Source organism: Bacteroides sp. AM10-21B, assembly GCF_003472565.1.
Taxonomy (GTDB): Bacteria; Bacteroidota; Bacteroidia; order Bacteroidales; family Bacteroidaceae; genus Bacteroides; species Bacteroides propionicigenes.
Window position 1 is genome coordinate 88,615 of sequence record NZ_QRME01000006.1, and the last position, 14,557, is coordinate 103,171.

The 14,557-nt window shown below is 44.4% G+C and carries 14 protein-coding genes and 2 tRNA genes; 9 read left to right on the forward strand and 7 right to left on the reverse strand.

Features of this window, described 5'->3' with window-relative positions; genetic code table 11:
* Positions 1 to 597: 597 nt before the first annotated feature.
* The 7 genes from DW121_RS09270 to prmC all read right to left on the reverse strand — a co-directional run bounded on the left by DW121_RS09270 (position 598) and on the right by prmC (position 4,857).
* A tRNA-Leu gene (locus tag DW121_RS09270) sits at positions 598 to 681 on the reverse strand.
* A 14-nt stretch (positions 682 to 695) separates the two neighbouring features.
* Positions 696 to 768, reverse strand: a tRNA-Gly gene (locus DW121_RS09275).
* Positions 769 to 943: 175 nt separating this feature from the next.
* Complete coding sequence (gene argH, locus DW121_RS09280) at positions 944 to 2,284, reverse strand: argininosuccinate lyase (RefSeq protein WP_118323630.1); 1,341 nt, start codon at positions 2,282 to 2,284, stop codon at positions 944 to 946.
* Positions 2,285 to 2,320: 36 nt separating this feature from the next.
* Entirely contained in the window at positions 2,321 to 2,731 is a 411-nt protein-coding gene (locus DW121_RS09285) for an SRPBCC family protein (protein ID WP_118323631.1), read from the reverse strand.
* Between the two features lie 94 nt (positions 2,732 to 2,825).
* Positions 2,826 to 3,464 carry an orotate phosphoribosyltransferase gene (pyrE, locus tag DW121_RS09290; protein WP_117711575.1) on the reverse strand — a complete coding sequence of 213 codons (639 nt, stop codon included), beginning with the start codon at positions 3,462 to 3,464 and terminating at the stop codon, positions 2,826 to 2,828.
* A gap of 80 nt (positions 3,465 to 3,544) precedes the next feature.
* Complete coding sequence (locus DW121_RS09295; RefSeq protein ID WP_117711576.1) at positions 3,545 to 4,024, reverse strand: regulatory protein RecX; 480 nt, start codon at positions 4,022 to 4,024, stop codon at positions 3,545 to 3,547.
* Positions 4,021 to 4,857, reverse strand: a complete 837-nt coding sequence (prmC, locus tag DW121_RS09300) for a peptide chain release factor N(5)-glutamine methyltransferase (protein WP_117711698.1) — start codon at positions 4,855 to 4,857, stop codon at positions 4,021 to 4,023. The genes DW121_RS09295 and prmC overlap by 4 nt, the downstream gene beginning before the upstream one ends.
* Positions 4,858 to 4,912: 55 nt before the next feature.
* Here prmC and ribD point away from each other — a divergent pair, with 55 nt between their 5' ends.
* The 9 genes from ribD to proB all read left to right on the forward strand — a co-directional run bounded on the left by ribD (position 4,913) and on the right by proB (position 14,505).
* Positions 4,913 to 5,956, forward strand: a complete 1,044-nt coding sequence (ribD, locus tag DW121_RS09305) for a bifunctional diaminohydroxyphosphoribosylaminopyrimidine deaminase/5-amino-6-(5-phosphoribosylamino)uracil reductase RibD (protein WP_118323632.1) — start codon at positions 4,913 to 4,915, stop codon at positions 5,954 to 5,956.
* 137 nt (positions 5,957 to 6,093) lie between these two features.
* Positions 6,094 to 7,443, forward strand: a complete 1,350-nt coding sequence (locus tag DW121_RS09310) for a DUF6242 domain-containing protein (protein WP_118323633.1) — start codon at positions 6,094 to 6,096, stop codon at positions 7,441 to 7,443.
* 66 nt (positions 7,444 to 7,509) lie between these two features.
* Positions 7,510 to 8,244: an isoprenyl transferase gene (locus tag DW121_RS09315; protein WP_117711579.1), complete on the forward strand. Its 735-nt coding sequence runs from the start codon at positions 7,510 to 7,512 to the stop codon at positions 8,242 to 8,244.
* 51 nt (positions 8,245 to 8,295) lie between these two features.
* Entirely contained in the window at positions 8,296 to 10,935 is a 2,640-nt protein-coding gene (bamA, locus tag DW121_RS09320) for an outer membrane protein assembly factor BamA (protein ID WP_117711580.1), read from the forward strand.
* 25 nt (positions 10,936 to 10,960) lie between these two features.
* Complete coding sequence (locus DW121_RS09325) at positions 10,961 to 11,476, forward strand: OmpH family outer membrane protein (protein ID WP_117711581.1); 516 nt, start codon at positions 10,961 to 10,963, stop codon at positions 11,474 to 11,476.
* A gap of 56 nt (positions 11,477 to 11,532) precedes the next feature.
* A complete protein-coding gene (locus tag DW121_RS09330; protein ID WP_005652863.1) occupies positions 11,533 to 12,039 on the forward strand; it encodes an OmpH family outer membrane protein in 507 nt (168 codons plus the stop codon).
* Between the two features lie 119 nt (positions 12,040 to 12,158).
* Positions 12,159 to 12,998, forward strand: a complete 840-nt coding sequence (gene murI / locus DW121_RS09335; RefSeq protein ID WP_118323634.1) for a glutamate racemase — start codon at positions 12,159 to 12,161, stop codon at positions 12,996 to 12,998.
* Positions 12,999 to 13,078: 80 nt separating this feature from the next.
* Positions 13,079 to 13,318: a DUF2007-related protein gene (locus DW121_RS09340; protein WP_117711583.1), complete on the forward strand. Its 240-nt coding sequence runs from the start codon at positions 13,079 to 13,081 to the stop codon at positions 13,316 to 13,318.
* Between the two features lie 29 nt (positions 13,319 to 13,347).
* Positions 13,348 to 14,505, forward strand: a complete 1,158-nt coding sequence (gene proB, locus DW121_RS09345; RefSeq protein ID WP_117711584.1) for a glutamate 5-kinase — start codon at positions 13,348 to 13,350, stop codon at positions 14,503 to 14,505.
* Positions 14,506 to 14,557: the final 52 nt, after the last annotated feature.

Sequence of the window (14,557 nt, forward strand, 5' to 3'; positions counted from 1 at the left end):
GCAGCCGAAAAGGATGCAAGTACAACAGTTCTACTAAAAAGGTACATGAAGCCTTTGAAGAAGAAGTAAACAGGTATGCCCTATCAGACAAAGTAAGTGAACTCTTAAAAATGCAACTTACCATCACATTTGAATATATGAATCAAGAAAACAGAGAACGAGCCAAATCTATCAAAGCGAACATCAAAGCTAAAGAAAAAGAGTTGGAACAAGTAGAAACAAATTATGCACTCTGTACCGATGCGAAAAAACAAAGCATTTGCGAAAAGGTTATGACGAAATTAGAGAAAGAAGTCAGAGATTTAAAGACCGAACTTTCAAAAGTGAACACAGAAATATTGAACCTCGATAAATTCATTGATTTTGCTTTTAAAATGCGCTCTAACTTATTTGAATTGTGGGAGTTGCAAGGATTAGAAGGAAGAAGAAGACTACAAAAACTCGTGTTTCCTGACGGATTTATTTACGACAAAAATAACGAGCATATTGAACCTAAAAGAGTGAACCAATTCTTTCTTCTAAAGTATTCATATCCAACAAGTAACGGAGATAAAAAGAAAGAGACGAACCGTGGAAAACACGATTCGTCCCTTAGAGTACTCGAAGCGGGACTTGAACCCGCACAGCCGCAATGGCCAAAGGATTTTAAGTCCTTCGTGTCTACCATTCCACCATTCGAGCATCCTTTCAAAGAGAGCGGAAAACGAGACTCGAACTCGCGACCCTAACCTTGGCAAGGTTATGCTCTACCAACTGAGCTATTTCCGCAGGTTTCCGGAGAACGGGTGCAAAGATAAACAGTTTCCCCGTTACAGCCAAACTTTTTACCGGAAAAAAGTTAACTAAGTAGCGCATACGATGTTAACTGAACTGTTATTAATCAGTTAACATCCTAAACAGAGGAAGTTAACATCGTACACCGCAGGAAGTTAATTTACTATGATTACCGATCGAGCAATGCTTTTTCAGCCTGCTCCATTGTTTCAAAATTAAAGCCATCCACGACTTTCTGCATCAAAGCGGAAATTTCATCATTACACAAATTACCAATACTGCCTTCGTGCGTATGGTGCACCTCCTTGCTATGGGAGAAATTGCCGGCTTCAATATCCAAGCCTACTTTCTTGTACGCATCACGGAAAGGCATACCTTCACGTGCCAAACGGTTTACCTCTTCTACACTAAAGATGAGCAGGTATTTATCGTCGTCAAGAATATGTTCATTCACCTTAATTTCATTCATAATATAAGTTGTCATCCGCAAGCAGTCTTTCAACTCTTGGAAAGCAGGCAAGAAGACTTCCTTTATAATCTGCAAATCGCGGAAATAACCGGAAGGCAGGTTATTGGCTATCATCATTATCTGTTGAGGCAATGATTGCAGTTTATTGCATTTGGCGCGTGTCAGTTCAAACACGTCCGGGTTCTTCTTATGCGGCATGATACTCGAACCAGTAGTACAATCATCCGGCAACTTCACAAATCCGAAGTTCTGGCTATTGAACATACAGGCATCAAATGCAAGTTTGGAAATTGTTCCCGCAATGCTTGCCAAAGCAAAAGCTACATTACGCTCCATCTTGCCGCGACCCATCTGGGCATATACCACATTATAATTCAGCGAATCAAAACCCAGCAATCGGGTAGTCATAGTACGGTTCAACGGAAAAGATGAGCCATACCCGGCTGCAGACCCCAACGGGTTACGGTTGCACATCTTGAAAGCTGCCTGCAAGAACAGCATATCATCCACCAGACTCTCGGCATATGCACCAAACCACAGTCCGAAAGACGATGGCATCGCTATCTGCAAGTGGGTATATCCCGGCATCAATACATTTTTATAACGCTCGCTCTGCATAACAAGCACATGGAAAAGCTGTTCCACCGCTTCGGCTATTTCCTTTATCTCCGTACGAGTAAAAAGTTTCAAGTCCAATAATACCTGGTCATTACGTGAACGTCCGCTATGAATTTTCTTTCCTACATCTCCCAGTTTGCGAGTCAACATCAGTTCTACCTGGGAGTGTACATCTTCTACGCCCTCTTCTATCACAAACTCCCCTTTCTCGGCCGCCTCATAGATATTCTTCAGTTCTGCAAGCAGCAGAGACAGTTCTTCTCTTGTCAGCAGGCCGATGCTTTCCAGCATCGTGATATGTGCCATGGAACCCAACACATCATGCTTTGCCAGATAAAGATCCATCTCACGGTCGCGTCCTACCGTAAAACGTTCTATATCCTTATTCACCTGAACGGATTTTTCCCAAAGTTTCTGAGCCATAATAAAATAGTGATTAGTAATTAATGAGATACACCATTAATAATTAATGATTGCCAAAGTCTCCGCCATTTTCTCCAACCCCTCCTGCAAGGGTTTCTGCACCATCGTTTTCATAAACGGATTTAACTCCATTCCGATTGTGAGTTTCATTTTACATTCCGTTTCCGTAACGGGTACAATCTGTATCCACAGATTGAACGGCAGAGGTGAGGTTGTTGTTGCAAACTTGATACACTTACAAGGTTCTTTCTCCACAATCTGCAATACGATTTTCCCAACCGGCGGTACTTCTATCGACAGTGTTTCCGCATCAAAACTCAAATTCTTCACCTTGTCCTGCGGCAAACGATCCTTTACCTTATCTAAATTGCTAAGGTCTGAAAGTTTCTCATAAACAGCATTTTGCGAAGCAGGTATCACCTTCACCGCACTCTCAAATTTAGTCATAATCCAATGGTCTTTAAAAGACAAAAAGAACTATCCGGACAGTATCTATCCGAATGGCTCTTTCGTCATAATCTATCATTATATAAAATAATTCTTATTTTCCGGCTTCCCAATGCGCAGGGTCTTTACGCCACTCATTCAATGTAGCTACATCTTCCTCCTCAATGTATCCGGTGCGAAGGGCAACTTCCATAACAGCTTCATAATTAGTCAATGTCACCAAAGGAACTTTAGCCTCTTTGAATGCCTTTTCTGCAATGGGGAATCCATAAGTGTAAGCGGCAACCATACCGATTACTTCGCATCCGTCACGACGGATAGCTTCAACGGCTTTCAAGCTGCTTCCACCGGTAGAGATCAAGTCTTCCACCACTACCACTTTCATGCCCGGACGAAGTTCACCTTCTATCAAGTTCTCCAAACCGTGGTCTTTCGGAGTAGAGCGTACATATACAAACGGCAGATTCAATGCATCAGCCACCAATGCTCCCTGAGGAATAGCTCCCGTAGCAACACCGGCTATCGCATCAACCTGACCGAAACGTTCCAGAATCAGACGCGTAATTTCCAGCTTTACGAAATTACGGAGAGAAGGATATGAAAGAGTCTTACGGTTATCACAGTAAAACGGAGATTTCCATCCTGATGCCCAAGTAAACGGGTTAGCGGGTTGTAGTTTAATCGCTTTAATCTTCAGCAACTTCTCTGCAAACAATCTTTCTAAAGTTTTCATAGCTAAACTAACTATTATGATAAATATGCTGCAAAAATACAGAAAGCTAACGAGAATAAAAAAAAGAATACGGATATTTTTTACTCCAAATCGTCATTTTCATCAGAAAGCGTAATGCAATGACGAATATCTTTCATTTCGAATCCCCGGCTCAATGCAAAACGCACTAATTTGTTATTCAGCTCAAATTCATTCTCCGCATGAACACTCTTACGTTTCGCCGCCAACAAATCATTCAAAACGGCCAGATATTCATCTTTATCAATCTCATTCAAATACTGAGAGAAAACCCGTTGAGGGATTTTCTTTAACAGAAGCGCCTGACCTATCTTTATTTTTCCCCATTTGGCAAAGCGGTACTTATCATGGATAAAGGCACGGCAAAAGCGCTCTTCGTCAATGTATTTCTCCTGCTCCAAACGATGGATTATACGGTCTATGGCATCATAAGGAATACCCCAGCGCTGCATTTTCTCCGTGACTTCCGCCCGGCAATGCTCTGCTGTGGAACAATAAGCCGCCAAACGGCCTAAAGCATCTGTTTCTGTAATTTCTATCATCGTTCTGCGATTACAATTCTATCATTTCCGGAAATATCTTTTAGAACCCTCAGGCCGGCATACCCCTGTTCACGAAGCATGGCCGCCGTAGCTTCTCCGTAAGCCCGGTTGATTTCAAAATAGAGACGGCCGCCGGGCACAAGCATCGTCTTGCCCGATTCTGCAATCCGACGATAAAAAAGCAACGGATCATTATCCGGAACAAACAATGCCGAAAAAGGTTCCCAATCCAACACATTGCGTTCCATAGCCTGTTTCTCCGATTCCGTGACATATGGCGGATTACTGACAATCACGTCATAATGTTCCTTGCCATCCGGTGCATAAGTCAATATATTTTGCCGGAGAAAACGGACATTCCCCCCAAGCATATCATTATTCCGCCGGGCAATAGTCAAAGCTTCATCCGAAATATCCCATGCTTCCACTTCCGCATCCGGAAACGCTTTGGAAAGAGAAACGGCAATACACCCGCTTCCCGTCCCAATATCAAGAATGCGTGCGTCGGACGGGACTTCCTTTAGCATTACCTCCACTAACTCCTCCGTTTCAGGCCGGGGAATCAGTACGCCGGGAGCTACATGATAAGTGCGCTCCAAAAAGCGGGCGGTACCTTGTATATATTGTATCGGCTCAAAATTATGCAAACGGGTAAGAATGCTATCTAAATTCTGCATCTCTTTTGGGGATAAAATTATATCTTTGCCCAAATAATAATCAACCGCGGTCTGTCCCAGCATTTCACAACAGACGATGCGGGATAAGTTGGCAGCTTCTTGTGCAGAGTAACTCTCCTGCAAAGCACGGCGAATATGAGATACAGAGATATTCATAACATTCGGCATTTCGAGCTGCAAAAATAGTGGAAGTTTAAGAGTAATACAAAGTATGGAAGAAGAAAAATATATGCGCCGCTGCATTCAACTGGCACAAAACGGTTTATGCAACACAGCTCCCAATCCGATGGTAGGCGCGGTAATCGTATGTGATGGGAAAATTATCGGCGAAGGGTATCATATACGTTGTGGCGAAGCACATGCCGAAGTCAATGCCATCCGCTCCGTAAAAGACTCTTCTTTGCTGAAACGCTCCACAATCTACGTCAGTCTGGAACCTTGCTCCCATTATGGCAAGACACCGCCTTGCGCCGACCTTATCATAGAAAAACAAATTCCCCGCATTGTCATCGGTTGCCAAGACCCCTTTGCCAAAGTAGCCGGACGTGGCATTCAAAAGCTGAAAGACGCAGGGCGGGAAGTTATTGTAGGAGTTTTGGAAGAGGAGTGCAGAAATTTAATCCGGCGTTTTATCACATTCCACTCCCTGCACCGCCCGTACATCACACTGAAATGGGCTGAATCCGCCGATAAATACATCGACAAGCATCGGGAAAGCGGAAAGCCGGTCATCCTATCTGGCCCGTTGACTTCCATGCTTGTACACAAAAAGCGGGCAGAGTACAGCGCAATTATGGTAGGTACACGCACTGCCAAACTGGACAACCCCAGCCTGACCGTACGCAACTGGCAGGGGCGGCCTCCTGTGCGAATAGTTTTGGACAGACAACAGCTGCTCTCTCCTGAGTTACATCTGTTTGACGGCGATGTCCGTACGCTTGTTTTTACAGAAAAGCCACATCCGGCACGCCCCAATGTAGAATACATCCCTATCGACTATCAACAGAACATACTGCCACAAATCACGGGCTACTTGTATGCACAAGGATTACAATCGCTTTTAGTAGAAGGCGGCAGCATCTTATTACAATCTTTCATTGATGCAGAGTTATGGGATGAAGCATTTATCGAAGAAAGTCCCGCGATGTTGTTTTCCGGTGTCCCGGCACCCGAAATGAGCCACGAAACGCCTTATGTCTGCGAGCGGCATTTCGGGCGAAGTTTTCGGCATTACACCGCTGCAAGATTAGGCTAACAGCCTTATTCAAGGGCATTTTAATCGAGAAAAACAGCCATATTATCTATAATTTTATATAAAACTTGCCGATAAAGCTGTTTATAGAAAAAAATGTTCCTATTTTTGCAACTTGTAAATAAACACTATCTTTTAAAATGAGAATAAAGTTTTTAGCAATAATCGCGAGTTTCATTTTTGTATCAATCGCAATAAGTTCGTGCCTTGACTCTGATGACAATACAATAGAACTCAGTTCTGACGCAACGGTACACGCTTTTGGCATTGACACAATATATGGCAAGTACTATAAATTCACGATAGACCAACTAAAGAGGGAAATTTATAACCAAGATTCATTGCCTGTCGGCTCTGATACAATCCTTGACCGTATATTAATTGATACTTTTCTTGTAAGCGGCTGGATTACTGCGGGAATCGACGATACAATATTTGTCAATACCGACTCGGTAGATTTGACCGGAGCAATCAATAGTAATGAGGGGATGAATTTTAAAGTACATGCGCCGGATGGTGTTAACGTGAATAAATATACCCTTAAAATTAGAATGCACAAACAAGATCCGGACTCTTTGGTTTGGAATCTTATGGAACCGGCTCTTCCTGCAGTTCCTTCTGCGCAAGGACAAAAAGCCGTACTTTTCAATAACGATTTATGGGTATTCACACAAAGCAAAGCTTATAAGACCTCTACAAAACCGGGCGAATACGGTTGGCAGGAAACCGAAGCCTATATTGACTTCCCAGCCAATGCCGAATTATCGACACTCGTCAGCTTTAAATACCAAGAGTCGTCTACAGCCGAAAACGCCAAGGAGCGGCTCTATATCGTGACGGAAGACAATAATGTCTATACTTCCGGCGATGGGGTTCAATGGGCAGCAACCGCTTGGAACGGAATAAGCAATATCCGCAGCGTAATACCAAGCTTCACCAATACGCTTACCATCATCACTACCGAAAACAAAATTTATTCCGCCGAATGGGATTATAACGACAACGAATGGAACATTGCAGGAGGAACGGATACCTACACAGGCTTCCCTGCCGAACACATATACTTCACCAACTTTAAGAATAACAACCAAGAACGGGTAATGGTAGTAGGCGCTCCCAACAGCGAACTAAAGCAAACCATTCCGTGGGTGTCCGAAAACGGCAATTATTGGGTTGAGTTTGACAACACGTCGTATGAAGCTTTCTGCCCGGCGTTAAAGAATCCCGTTGTGACATACTATGGTGAAAAGTATTACATCTTCGGCAGTAAAGAAGACAACAAACTCAATGTTATCTACTCTTCACCGGACGGCATATCATGGCGTCAGACAAAAAGCAAATTCTTATTAAGCAAAGACATAACAGGCATAAACGCTCCCTACTCTATTGTTGTGAACACTCCTTATATATGGGTAATATTCGGTGGCGACGGAAAAGCCAATGAGGTTTGGCGCGGACATCAAAATAAGCTGTTGTTTGCAATACAATAGAACCGTTTCCTATATAATAAGGTATAAGAGAAGAAAAAAAGACAAGAGATGTAAGTATAAGTAAAGATGCTAAATACAGAAAAACTTGATTTAAGCCGAATTCCACAACACGTGGCAATTATCATGGACGGCAACGGACGTTGGGCTAAGCTGCGCGGACAAGAACGCAGTTACGGTCATCAAGCCGGTGCCGAGACTGTGCACATCATTGCAGAAGAAGCGTCTAATTTAGGCATCAAATATCTGACTTTATATACGTTCTCCACCGAAAACTGGAACCGTCCTTCCAATGAAGTCGCCGCATTAATGGCACTCCTTTTCGACTCTATCGAAGAAGAAACATTCATGAAGAACAACATCAGTTTCCGGATTATCGGGGACTTAGCCAAGTTACCCGCCAACGTACGGGAGCGCTTGGAAACCTGCGTAGCACATACTGCCAACAATACGGGCATGGCTTTGGTGCTGGCTATAAGCTACTCATCCCGTTGGGAGATAACGGAAGCCGCCCGCCGGATTGCGACTTTAGTGCAAAAAGGCGAACTAAATCCCGAAGAGATTGACAGCTGCCTGTTGTCCCGGCATCTTGCTACCAACTTTATGCCCGACCCGGATTTATTGATTCGTACGGGCGGTGAAATCCGTCTAAGCAATTACCTACTGTGGCAATGTGCTTATTCGGAACTTTATTTTTGCGACACCTATTGGCCCGACTTTCGTGAAGAGGAACTTCACAAAGCCATATATGACTACCAGCAGCGTGAGCGCAGGTTCGGAAAAACCAGTGAACAAATCAGCTGACCGGACAGACACAAATAGTAAATAGTAAATTGTAAAATAGTAAATAAAAAGATGTACTATCGTATTTTCTCCATACTCGTAACGTTTATCTGCCTCTTTAGCTGTGTACTGACCAGCGCGGCACAGGACACAAGCAACACCGATGAAGCCGAAAAACCGGTTATTCTTTATTCGGGAACGCCCAAAAAGTATGAAATTGCAGATATAAAAGTGGTAGGAGCCAAGAATTATGAAGATTATGTAATCATCGGTTTATCCGGATTATCAAAAGGCCAGACAATTACCGTACCCGGTGATGAAATAACGCAAGCTTGTAAACGTTACTGGCGTCACGGCCTGTTCTCCGACGTACAAGTTACTGCAGACAAGATTGAAGGCGATAAGATTTGGCTTACAATCCATCTGACAATGCGCCCCCGCGTTTCCGATATCCGCTATCATGGCGTAAAGAAGTCAGAGCGTGAGGACTTGGAGGCCAGAGTAGGTTTGATAAAAGGCAATCAGGTTACTCCCAACTTGATAGACCGCGCCAAAACCCTGATTAAACGTTACTTTGACGACAAAGGTTTCAAGAATGCCGATGTCATCATTACCCAGAAAGACGACCCCAACAATGCCAATCAAGTTTTGGTTGACATCAATATCGACAAAAAGGAGAAAGTAAAAGTACACAAGATTACCATTACCGGTAACCAAGCCATCACCACCAAGAAACTTAAACGTGTGATGAAGAAGACGAACGAAAAAGGCAAGCTCCTCAACCTTTTCCGTACCAAGAAATTCGTAGAAGAGAACTATGAAGCCGACAAGCAACTGATTATCGACAAATATAATGAATTGGGTTATCGTGATGCTATCATTGTAACGGACAGCATCAAGCCTTATGACGAACGTACGGTAGATATCTCAATGGAAATTGAAGAAGGCCAAAAGTACTACTTGCGTAATGTGACGTGGGTTGGTAACACTCTCTATCCTTCCGAACAGTTGAACTTCCTGCTACGTATGAAGAAAGGTGACGTTTACAATCAGAAGTTATTGGAAGAACGTACCAGCACAGATGAAGACGCAATCGGTAACCTCTATTACAACAACGGTTACCTGTTCTACTCACTTGACCCCGTGGAAGTAAACATCGTAGGTGACTCTATTGACTTGGAGATGCGCATTTTCGAGGGTCGCCAGGCTACTATCAACAAGATTAGCATCAATGGTAACGACCGCCTGTATGAAAATGTAGTCCGTCGCGAGTTGCGTACCCGTCCGGGACAATTGTTCAGCCGTGAAGACCTGATGCGTTCCATGCGTGAAATCCAGCAAATGGGACACTTCGACCCTGAACAAATCCAACCGGATATCCAGCCGAAACCGGAAGACGGTACGGTAGACATCGGTTATGACCTCATCTCCAAAGCAAATGACCAAGTTGAGTTCTCCGCCGGTTGGGGGCAGACAGGTATCATCGGTAAGCTGAGTTTGAAATTCACCAACTTCTCCGTTGCCAACCTCCTGCATCCGGGCGAAAACTATCGCGGTATCCTGCCGCAAGGTGACGGACAGACATTGACAATCAGCGGACAGACCAATGCCAAATATTACCAATCATACAGTGTGTCATTCTACGACCCGTGGTTTGGGGGCAAGCGTCCGAATGCATTCTCCGTATCTGCATTCTACTCCCGCCAGACGGACATCAGTAGCCGTTACTATAACGACGCATACATGAATAGCTACTACAACAGCTATTACAGCGGTATGTACGGTTATGGTATGTACAACTACGGTAACTACAACAATTACGAAAACTATTACGACCCTGACAAGTCCATCCAAATGTGGGGATTGGCAGTAATGTTCGGTAAACGTCTGAAATGGCCGGATGACTACTTCCAGTTCACGGCAGAGTTGTCCTATCAGCGCTATATCCTGAGCGACTGGCAGTATTTCCCCGTTACCAACGGTAAATGTAACAACTTGAGTATAAACCTGACTTTGTCACGTAGCTCTATCGACAATCCTATCTATCCGCGTCAAGGCTCCGAGTTCTCACTGTCGGCACAGTTGACACCGCCCTACTCTTTATTTGACGGCACAGACTACAGCAAGTACAGTACCAGCAACCAAGACGACATGAACAAAATGCATAAATGGATAGAGTACCACAAGTGGAAATTCAAATCCAAAGTATACATCCCGTTGATGGACCCCATAACCGTAAAACGTACTCCGGTATTAATGGGACGCGTAGAGTTCGGTTTGTTAGGGCACTATAACAAGTACAAGAAATCTCCGTTTGAAACCTTTGACGTGGGTGGTGACGGTATGACAGGATATTCCAGCTATGCAACCGAAAGCGTTGCCCTGCGCGGATATGAAAACAGTTCTCTTACTCCTTATGGATATGAAGGCTATGCATACGCACGCCTCGGCCTGGAATTAAGATATCCGCTGATGCTGGAAACAAGTACCAGTATTTATGCGTTAACTTTCGTTGAAGCCGGTAACGCTTGGCAAGATGTTAACAAGTTCAACCCGTTTGATTTGAAACGTTCTGCCGGTGTCGGTGTCCGCATCTTCCTTCCGATGATTGGTATGATGGGTATTGACTGGGCTTACGGTTTCGACAAAGTATTCGGAAGAAGTGACTACGGCGGCAGCCAGTTCCACTTCATCTTAGGACAAGAGTTCTAATTTGTTTAACTAAAACCAGAACGTTATGAGAAAGAGTTTATTAATCATGTTTCTGCTGTTTGCCGCAGGTATGACAGCCAATGCACAGAAGTTTGCCCTGATTGACATGGAATATATCTTAAAAAATATCCCGGCTTACCAGAGTGCAACCGATGAACTGAACCAAGCCTCTCAACAATGGCAAAGCGAAGTTGAAAAGCTGGGCAAGGAAGCCAAGAGTTTGTACGACAGCTACCAATCGTCCGTTAAAACCCTTTCCGAAGCACAAAAGTCCAAGAAAGAAGAAGAGATAGTCGCCAAAGAAAAGTCCGCGGCAGAATTACGCCGTAAATACTTCGGTCCGGAAGGCGAACTTTTCAAAAAGCGTGAAGCACTGATGCAACCCATCCAAGATGAAATCTACGAAGCCGTAAAGGAAATTTCCACACAGAAAGGTTATGCAGCAGTAGTAGACCGGGCATCTGCATCAAGCATTATCTTTGCTTCTCCAAGCATCGATATAAGTAATGAAGTGCTCACAAAATTAGGATATTCAAATTAATTTCATACATTTGCACCCTATACAACGAATAATCATTCAAATAAATAATAAACATTATGCTTAAAAAAATCGCACTGCTCGTAGTTATGTTTGCCCTCCCTCTGGGAGCCATGGCGCAAACTAAATTCGCTCACATGAACTCTCAAGAAGTCATTGTCACCATGCCGGAATACACAAAAGCTCAGGCCGACTTGGATGCTATGTCTAAAGAGTATCAAACAGAAATGCAACGCACTCAGGAAGAGTTCAATAAGAAGTATCAAGAATTCTTAGCACAAGCTGACTCACTGCCGAAAAACATCGCAGAAAGACGTCAGAAAGAATTGCAGGACATGGCACAACGCCAAGAGCAATTCCAACAGGAAGCTTACCAATCCATGCAAAAAGCACAGCAAGATGCCATGACTCCTATCTATAAGAAGCTGGACGAAGCTATTCAAGCTGTAGGTAAAGCTGAAGGTGTTGTATATATCTTCGACCTGGCCCGTACTCCGATACCTTATGTAGGTGCACAAAGTGTAGATGTAACAGCTAAAGTCAAGACACAACTCGGCATCAAATAATAGCAAGAGCCGATAGATAATAGAAATTTCGGGCACGAATTACACGAGGTTATACGGATATCCACTTTTTCATCCGTAATATTCGTGTAATTCGTGTTTTTTTATCATGATGCAGTCCTATGAAACAAAAACTACCATCCACTCCCGGTCCCATCGGTGTATTCGATTCCGGATACGGCGGACTTACCATCTTGAGTAAGATACGGGAAGCCCTACCTGAATACGATTATATCTATCTGGGCGACAACGCCCGTGCGCCTTACGGAACACGTTCGTTTGAAATTGTCTATGAATTCACATTACAGGCGGTCACCAAGCTGTTTGAGATGGGCTGCCACCTTGTAATCCTTGCCTGTAACACGGCATCCGCCAAAGCACTGCGCAGCATACAGATAAACGACCTGCCACACCTTGACCCGGCACGCCGCGTACTGGGTGTCATCCGCCCTACCGTAGAATGTATCGGCAATATCACCCGCAGCCGCCACGTGGGAGTGCTTGCCACAGGAGGCACCATCAAGTCCGACTCCTATCCGCTGGAAATCCGCAAGCTCTTTCCCGACATCAAAGTAAGCGGAGAAGCCTGCCCTCTATGGGTGTCACTTGTAGAGAACAACGAAGCGCAAGGCGATGGAACAGATTACTTCATTCGTAAATACATAAACGAACTCCTTGCCAAAGACCCTGAGATAGATACCGCCATATTGGGCTGTACACACTATCCGATACTGCTGCCTAAGATTCAACAATATATGCCCGCCGGTATCACCATAGTGGCACAAGGAAAATTAGTGGCGGACAGTTTGAAAGAGTATCTCCACCGCCATCCCGAAATAGATGCCAAGTGTACCCAAAGCGGTAAATGCACCTACTACACCACAGAAGCGGAAGAAAAATTCATCGAATCGGCATCCATCTTCCTGAACGAAGCGGTAACGGTACAGCGTATTGAGTTATAGGCACAAATTGCCGGAGTTTAAACAATAAATCAAAAAAACTTGTTATATTTGTAGAACAGGAACTCTAAATTCATACCGCTATGAAAGAAGAAGATAAAAGCAAACTCATCGAAGTGTTTCAAGGATCACTTTGGGAAGCACAACTTGTAAAAAGTTTGCTGGAGAACAACGACATCGAATCAACCTTGAAAGACGGGATGGTAGTAAATATCGTCTTGCCCGAAACGGCAGTGGATATAGCTGTCCTCGTCAATGAAGCCAACTACGAGGCCGCCATGGAGGTTGTCCGCGAATACGAAAAGAATAAAGACGGAGATTAAAACCCTCCCGAAACGGGAAATTCACAAATATGGAACAACAACTAACGAGAATTGCTGTCAAAATAGGCAGCAATGTATTGACACGCCATGACGGCACATTGGACGTGACCCGTATGTCCGCCCTCGTAGACCAAGTAGCCGAACTGCACAAAGCAGGCGTAGAAATCATCCTCGTTTCTTCCGGAGCCGTTGCATCAGGACGAAGCGAGATACACCCCGCCAAGAAACTGGACAGTGTAGACCAGCGCCAGCTATTCTCCGCTGTGGGGCAAGCCAAGCTTATCAACCGCTATTACGAACTATTCCGCGAGCATGGCATCCCCGTGGGGCAAGTACTCACCATGAAAGAGAACTTCGCCACCCGCCGCCACTACCTCAACCAGAAGAACTGCATGACCGTGATGCTGGAAAACGGAGTAATCCCCATTGTCAACGAGAACGACACCATTTCAGTCAGCGAACTGATGTTTACCGACAATGACGAACTTTCCGGGCTGATAGCCTCCATGATGGACGCACAGGCCCTGATTATCCTCAGCAACATCGACGGCATCTACAACGGCCCCCCCTCCGACCCTGCATCAGAAGTCATTCGTGAAATAGAGCACGGCAAGGATTTGTCTTCTTACATACAGACTTCCAAATCCAGCTTCGGACGCGGCGGAATGCTCACCAAGACCAACATCGCCCGTAAAGTAGCCGATGAAGGAATCACTGTTATCATAGCCAACGGCAAATGTGACAACATCCTTGTCAATATCCTGAGGAATGAAGAACTAAGAATGAAGAATGAAGAATCTTCATCCGATATGACAGCGCAGCCCAATTCTTCATTCTTAATTCTTAATTCTTCATTGAAATACACCCGCTTCATCCCCGCCCCCCAGCCCGTATCCAGCGTAAAAAAATGGATAGCCCACAGCGAAGGATTCGCCAAAGGAGAGTTGCACATCAACGATTGCGCCACAAAAGTACTTGCCTCGGACAAGGCAGTCAGTATCCTCCCCATAGGCATCACCGAGGTACGGGGTGAATTCGAGAAAGACGACATTATACGCATCATTGACTTCGAAGGAAACCCGATAGGTGTAGGCAAAGCCAATTGCAACTCGGAACAAGCGCGCGAAGCTATGGGAAAACATGGTAAAAAACCCGTAGTGCACTACGATTATCTTTATATAGAGTAAGCCCGATTAATGCCAATAATAATCACTACATTTGCGAAATAATCAATTAACG

Bases quoted from the DNA above. Each gene is read 5' to 3' on its own strand.
- pyrE (WP_117711575.1), bottom strand. From the start codon at position 3,464: ATGAAAACTTTAGAAAGATTGTTTGCAGAGAAGTTGCTGAAGATTAAA.
- bamA (WP_117711580.1), top strand. From the start codon at position 8,296: ATGTACTATCGTATTTTCTCCATACTCGTAACGTTTATCTGCCTCTTT.
- argH (WP_118323630.1), bottom strand. From the start codon at position 2,284: ATGGCTCAGAAACTTTGGGAAAAATCCGTTCAGGTGAATAAGGATATA.
- proB (WP_117711584.1), top strand. From the start codon at position 13,348: ATGGAACAACAACTAACGAGAATTGCTGTCAAAATAGGCAGCAATGTA.
- DW121_RS09310 (WP_118323633.1), top strand. From the start codon at position 6,094: ATGAGAATAAAGTTTTTAGCAATAATCGCGAGTTTCATTTTTGTATCA.
- prmC (WP_117711698.1), bottom strand. From the start codon at position 4,857: ATGAATATCTCTGTATCTCATATTCGCCGTGCTTTGCAGGAGAGTTAC.
- DW121_RS09315 (WP_117711579.1), top strand. From the start codon at position 7,510: ATGCTAAATACAGAAAAACTTGATTTAAGCCGAATTCCACAACACGTG.
- DW121_RS09295 (WP_117711576.1), bottom strand. From the start codon at position 4,024: ATGATAGAAATTACAGAAACAGATGCTTTAGGCCGTTTGGCGGCTTAT.
- DW121_RS09285 (WP_118323631.1), bottom strand. From the start codon at position 2,731: ATGACTAAATTTGAGAGTGCGGTGAAGGTGATACCTGCTTCGCAAAAT.
- DW121_RS09340 (WP_117711583.1), top strand. From the start codon at position 13,079: ATGAAAGAAGAAGATAAAAGCAAACTCATCGAAGTGTTTCAAGGATCA.
- DW121_RS09330 (WP_005652863.1), top strand. From the start codon at position 11,533: ATGCTTAAAAAAATCGCACTGCTCGTAGTTATGTTTGCCCTCCCTCTG.
- ribD (WP_118323632.1), top strand. From the start codon at position 4,913: ATGGAAGAAGAAAAATATATGCGCCGCTGCATTCAACTGGCACAAAAC.
- murI (WP_118323634.1), top strand. From the start codon at position 12,159: ATGAAACAAAAACTACCATCCACTCCCGGTCCCATCGGTGTATTCGAT.
- DW121_RS09325 (WP_117711581.1), top strand. From the start codon at position 10,961: ATGAGAAAGAGTTTATTAATCATGTTTCTGCTGTTTGCCGCAGGTATG.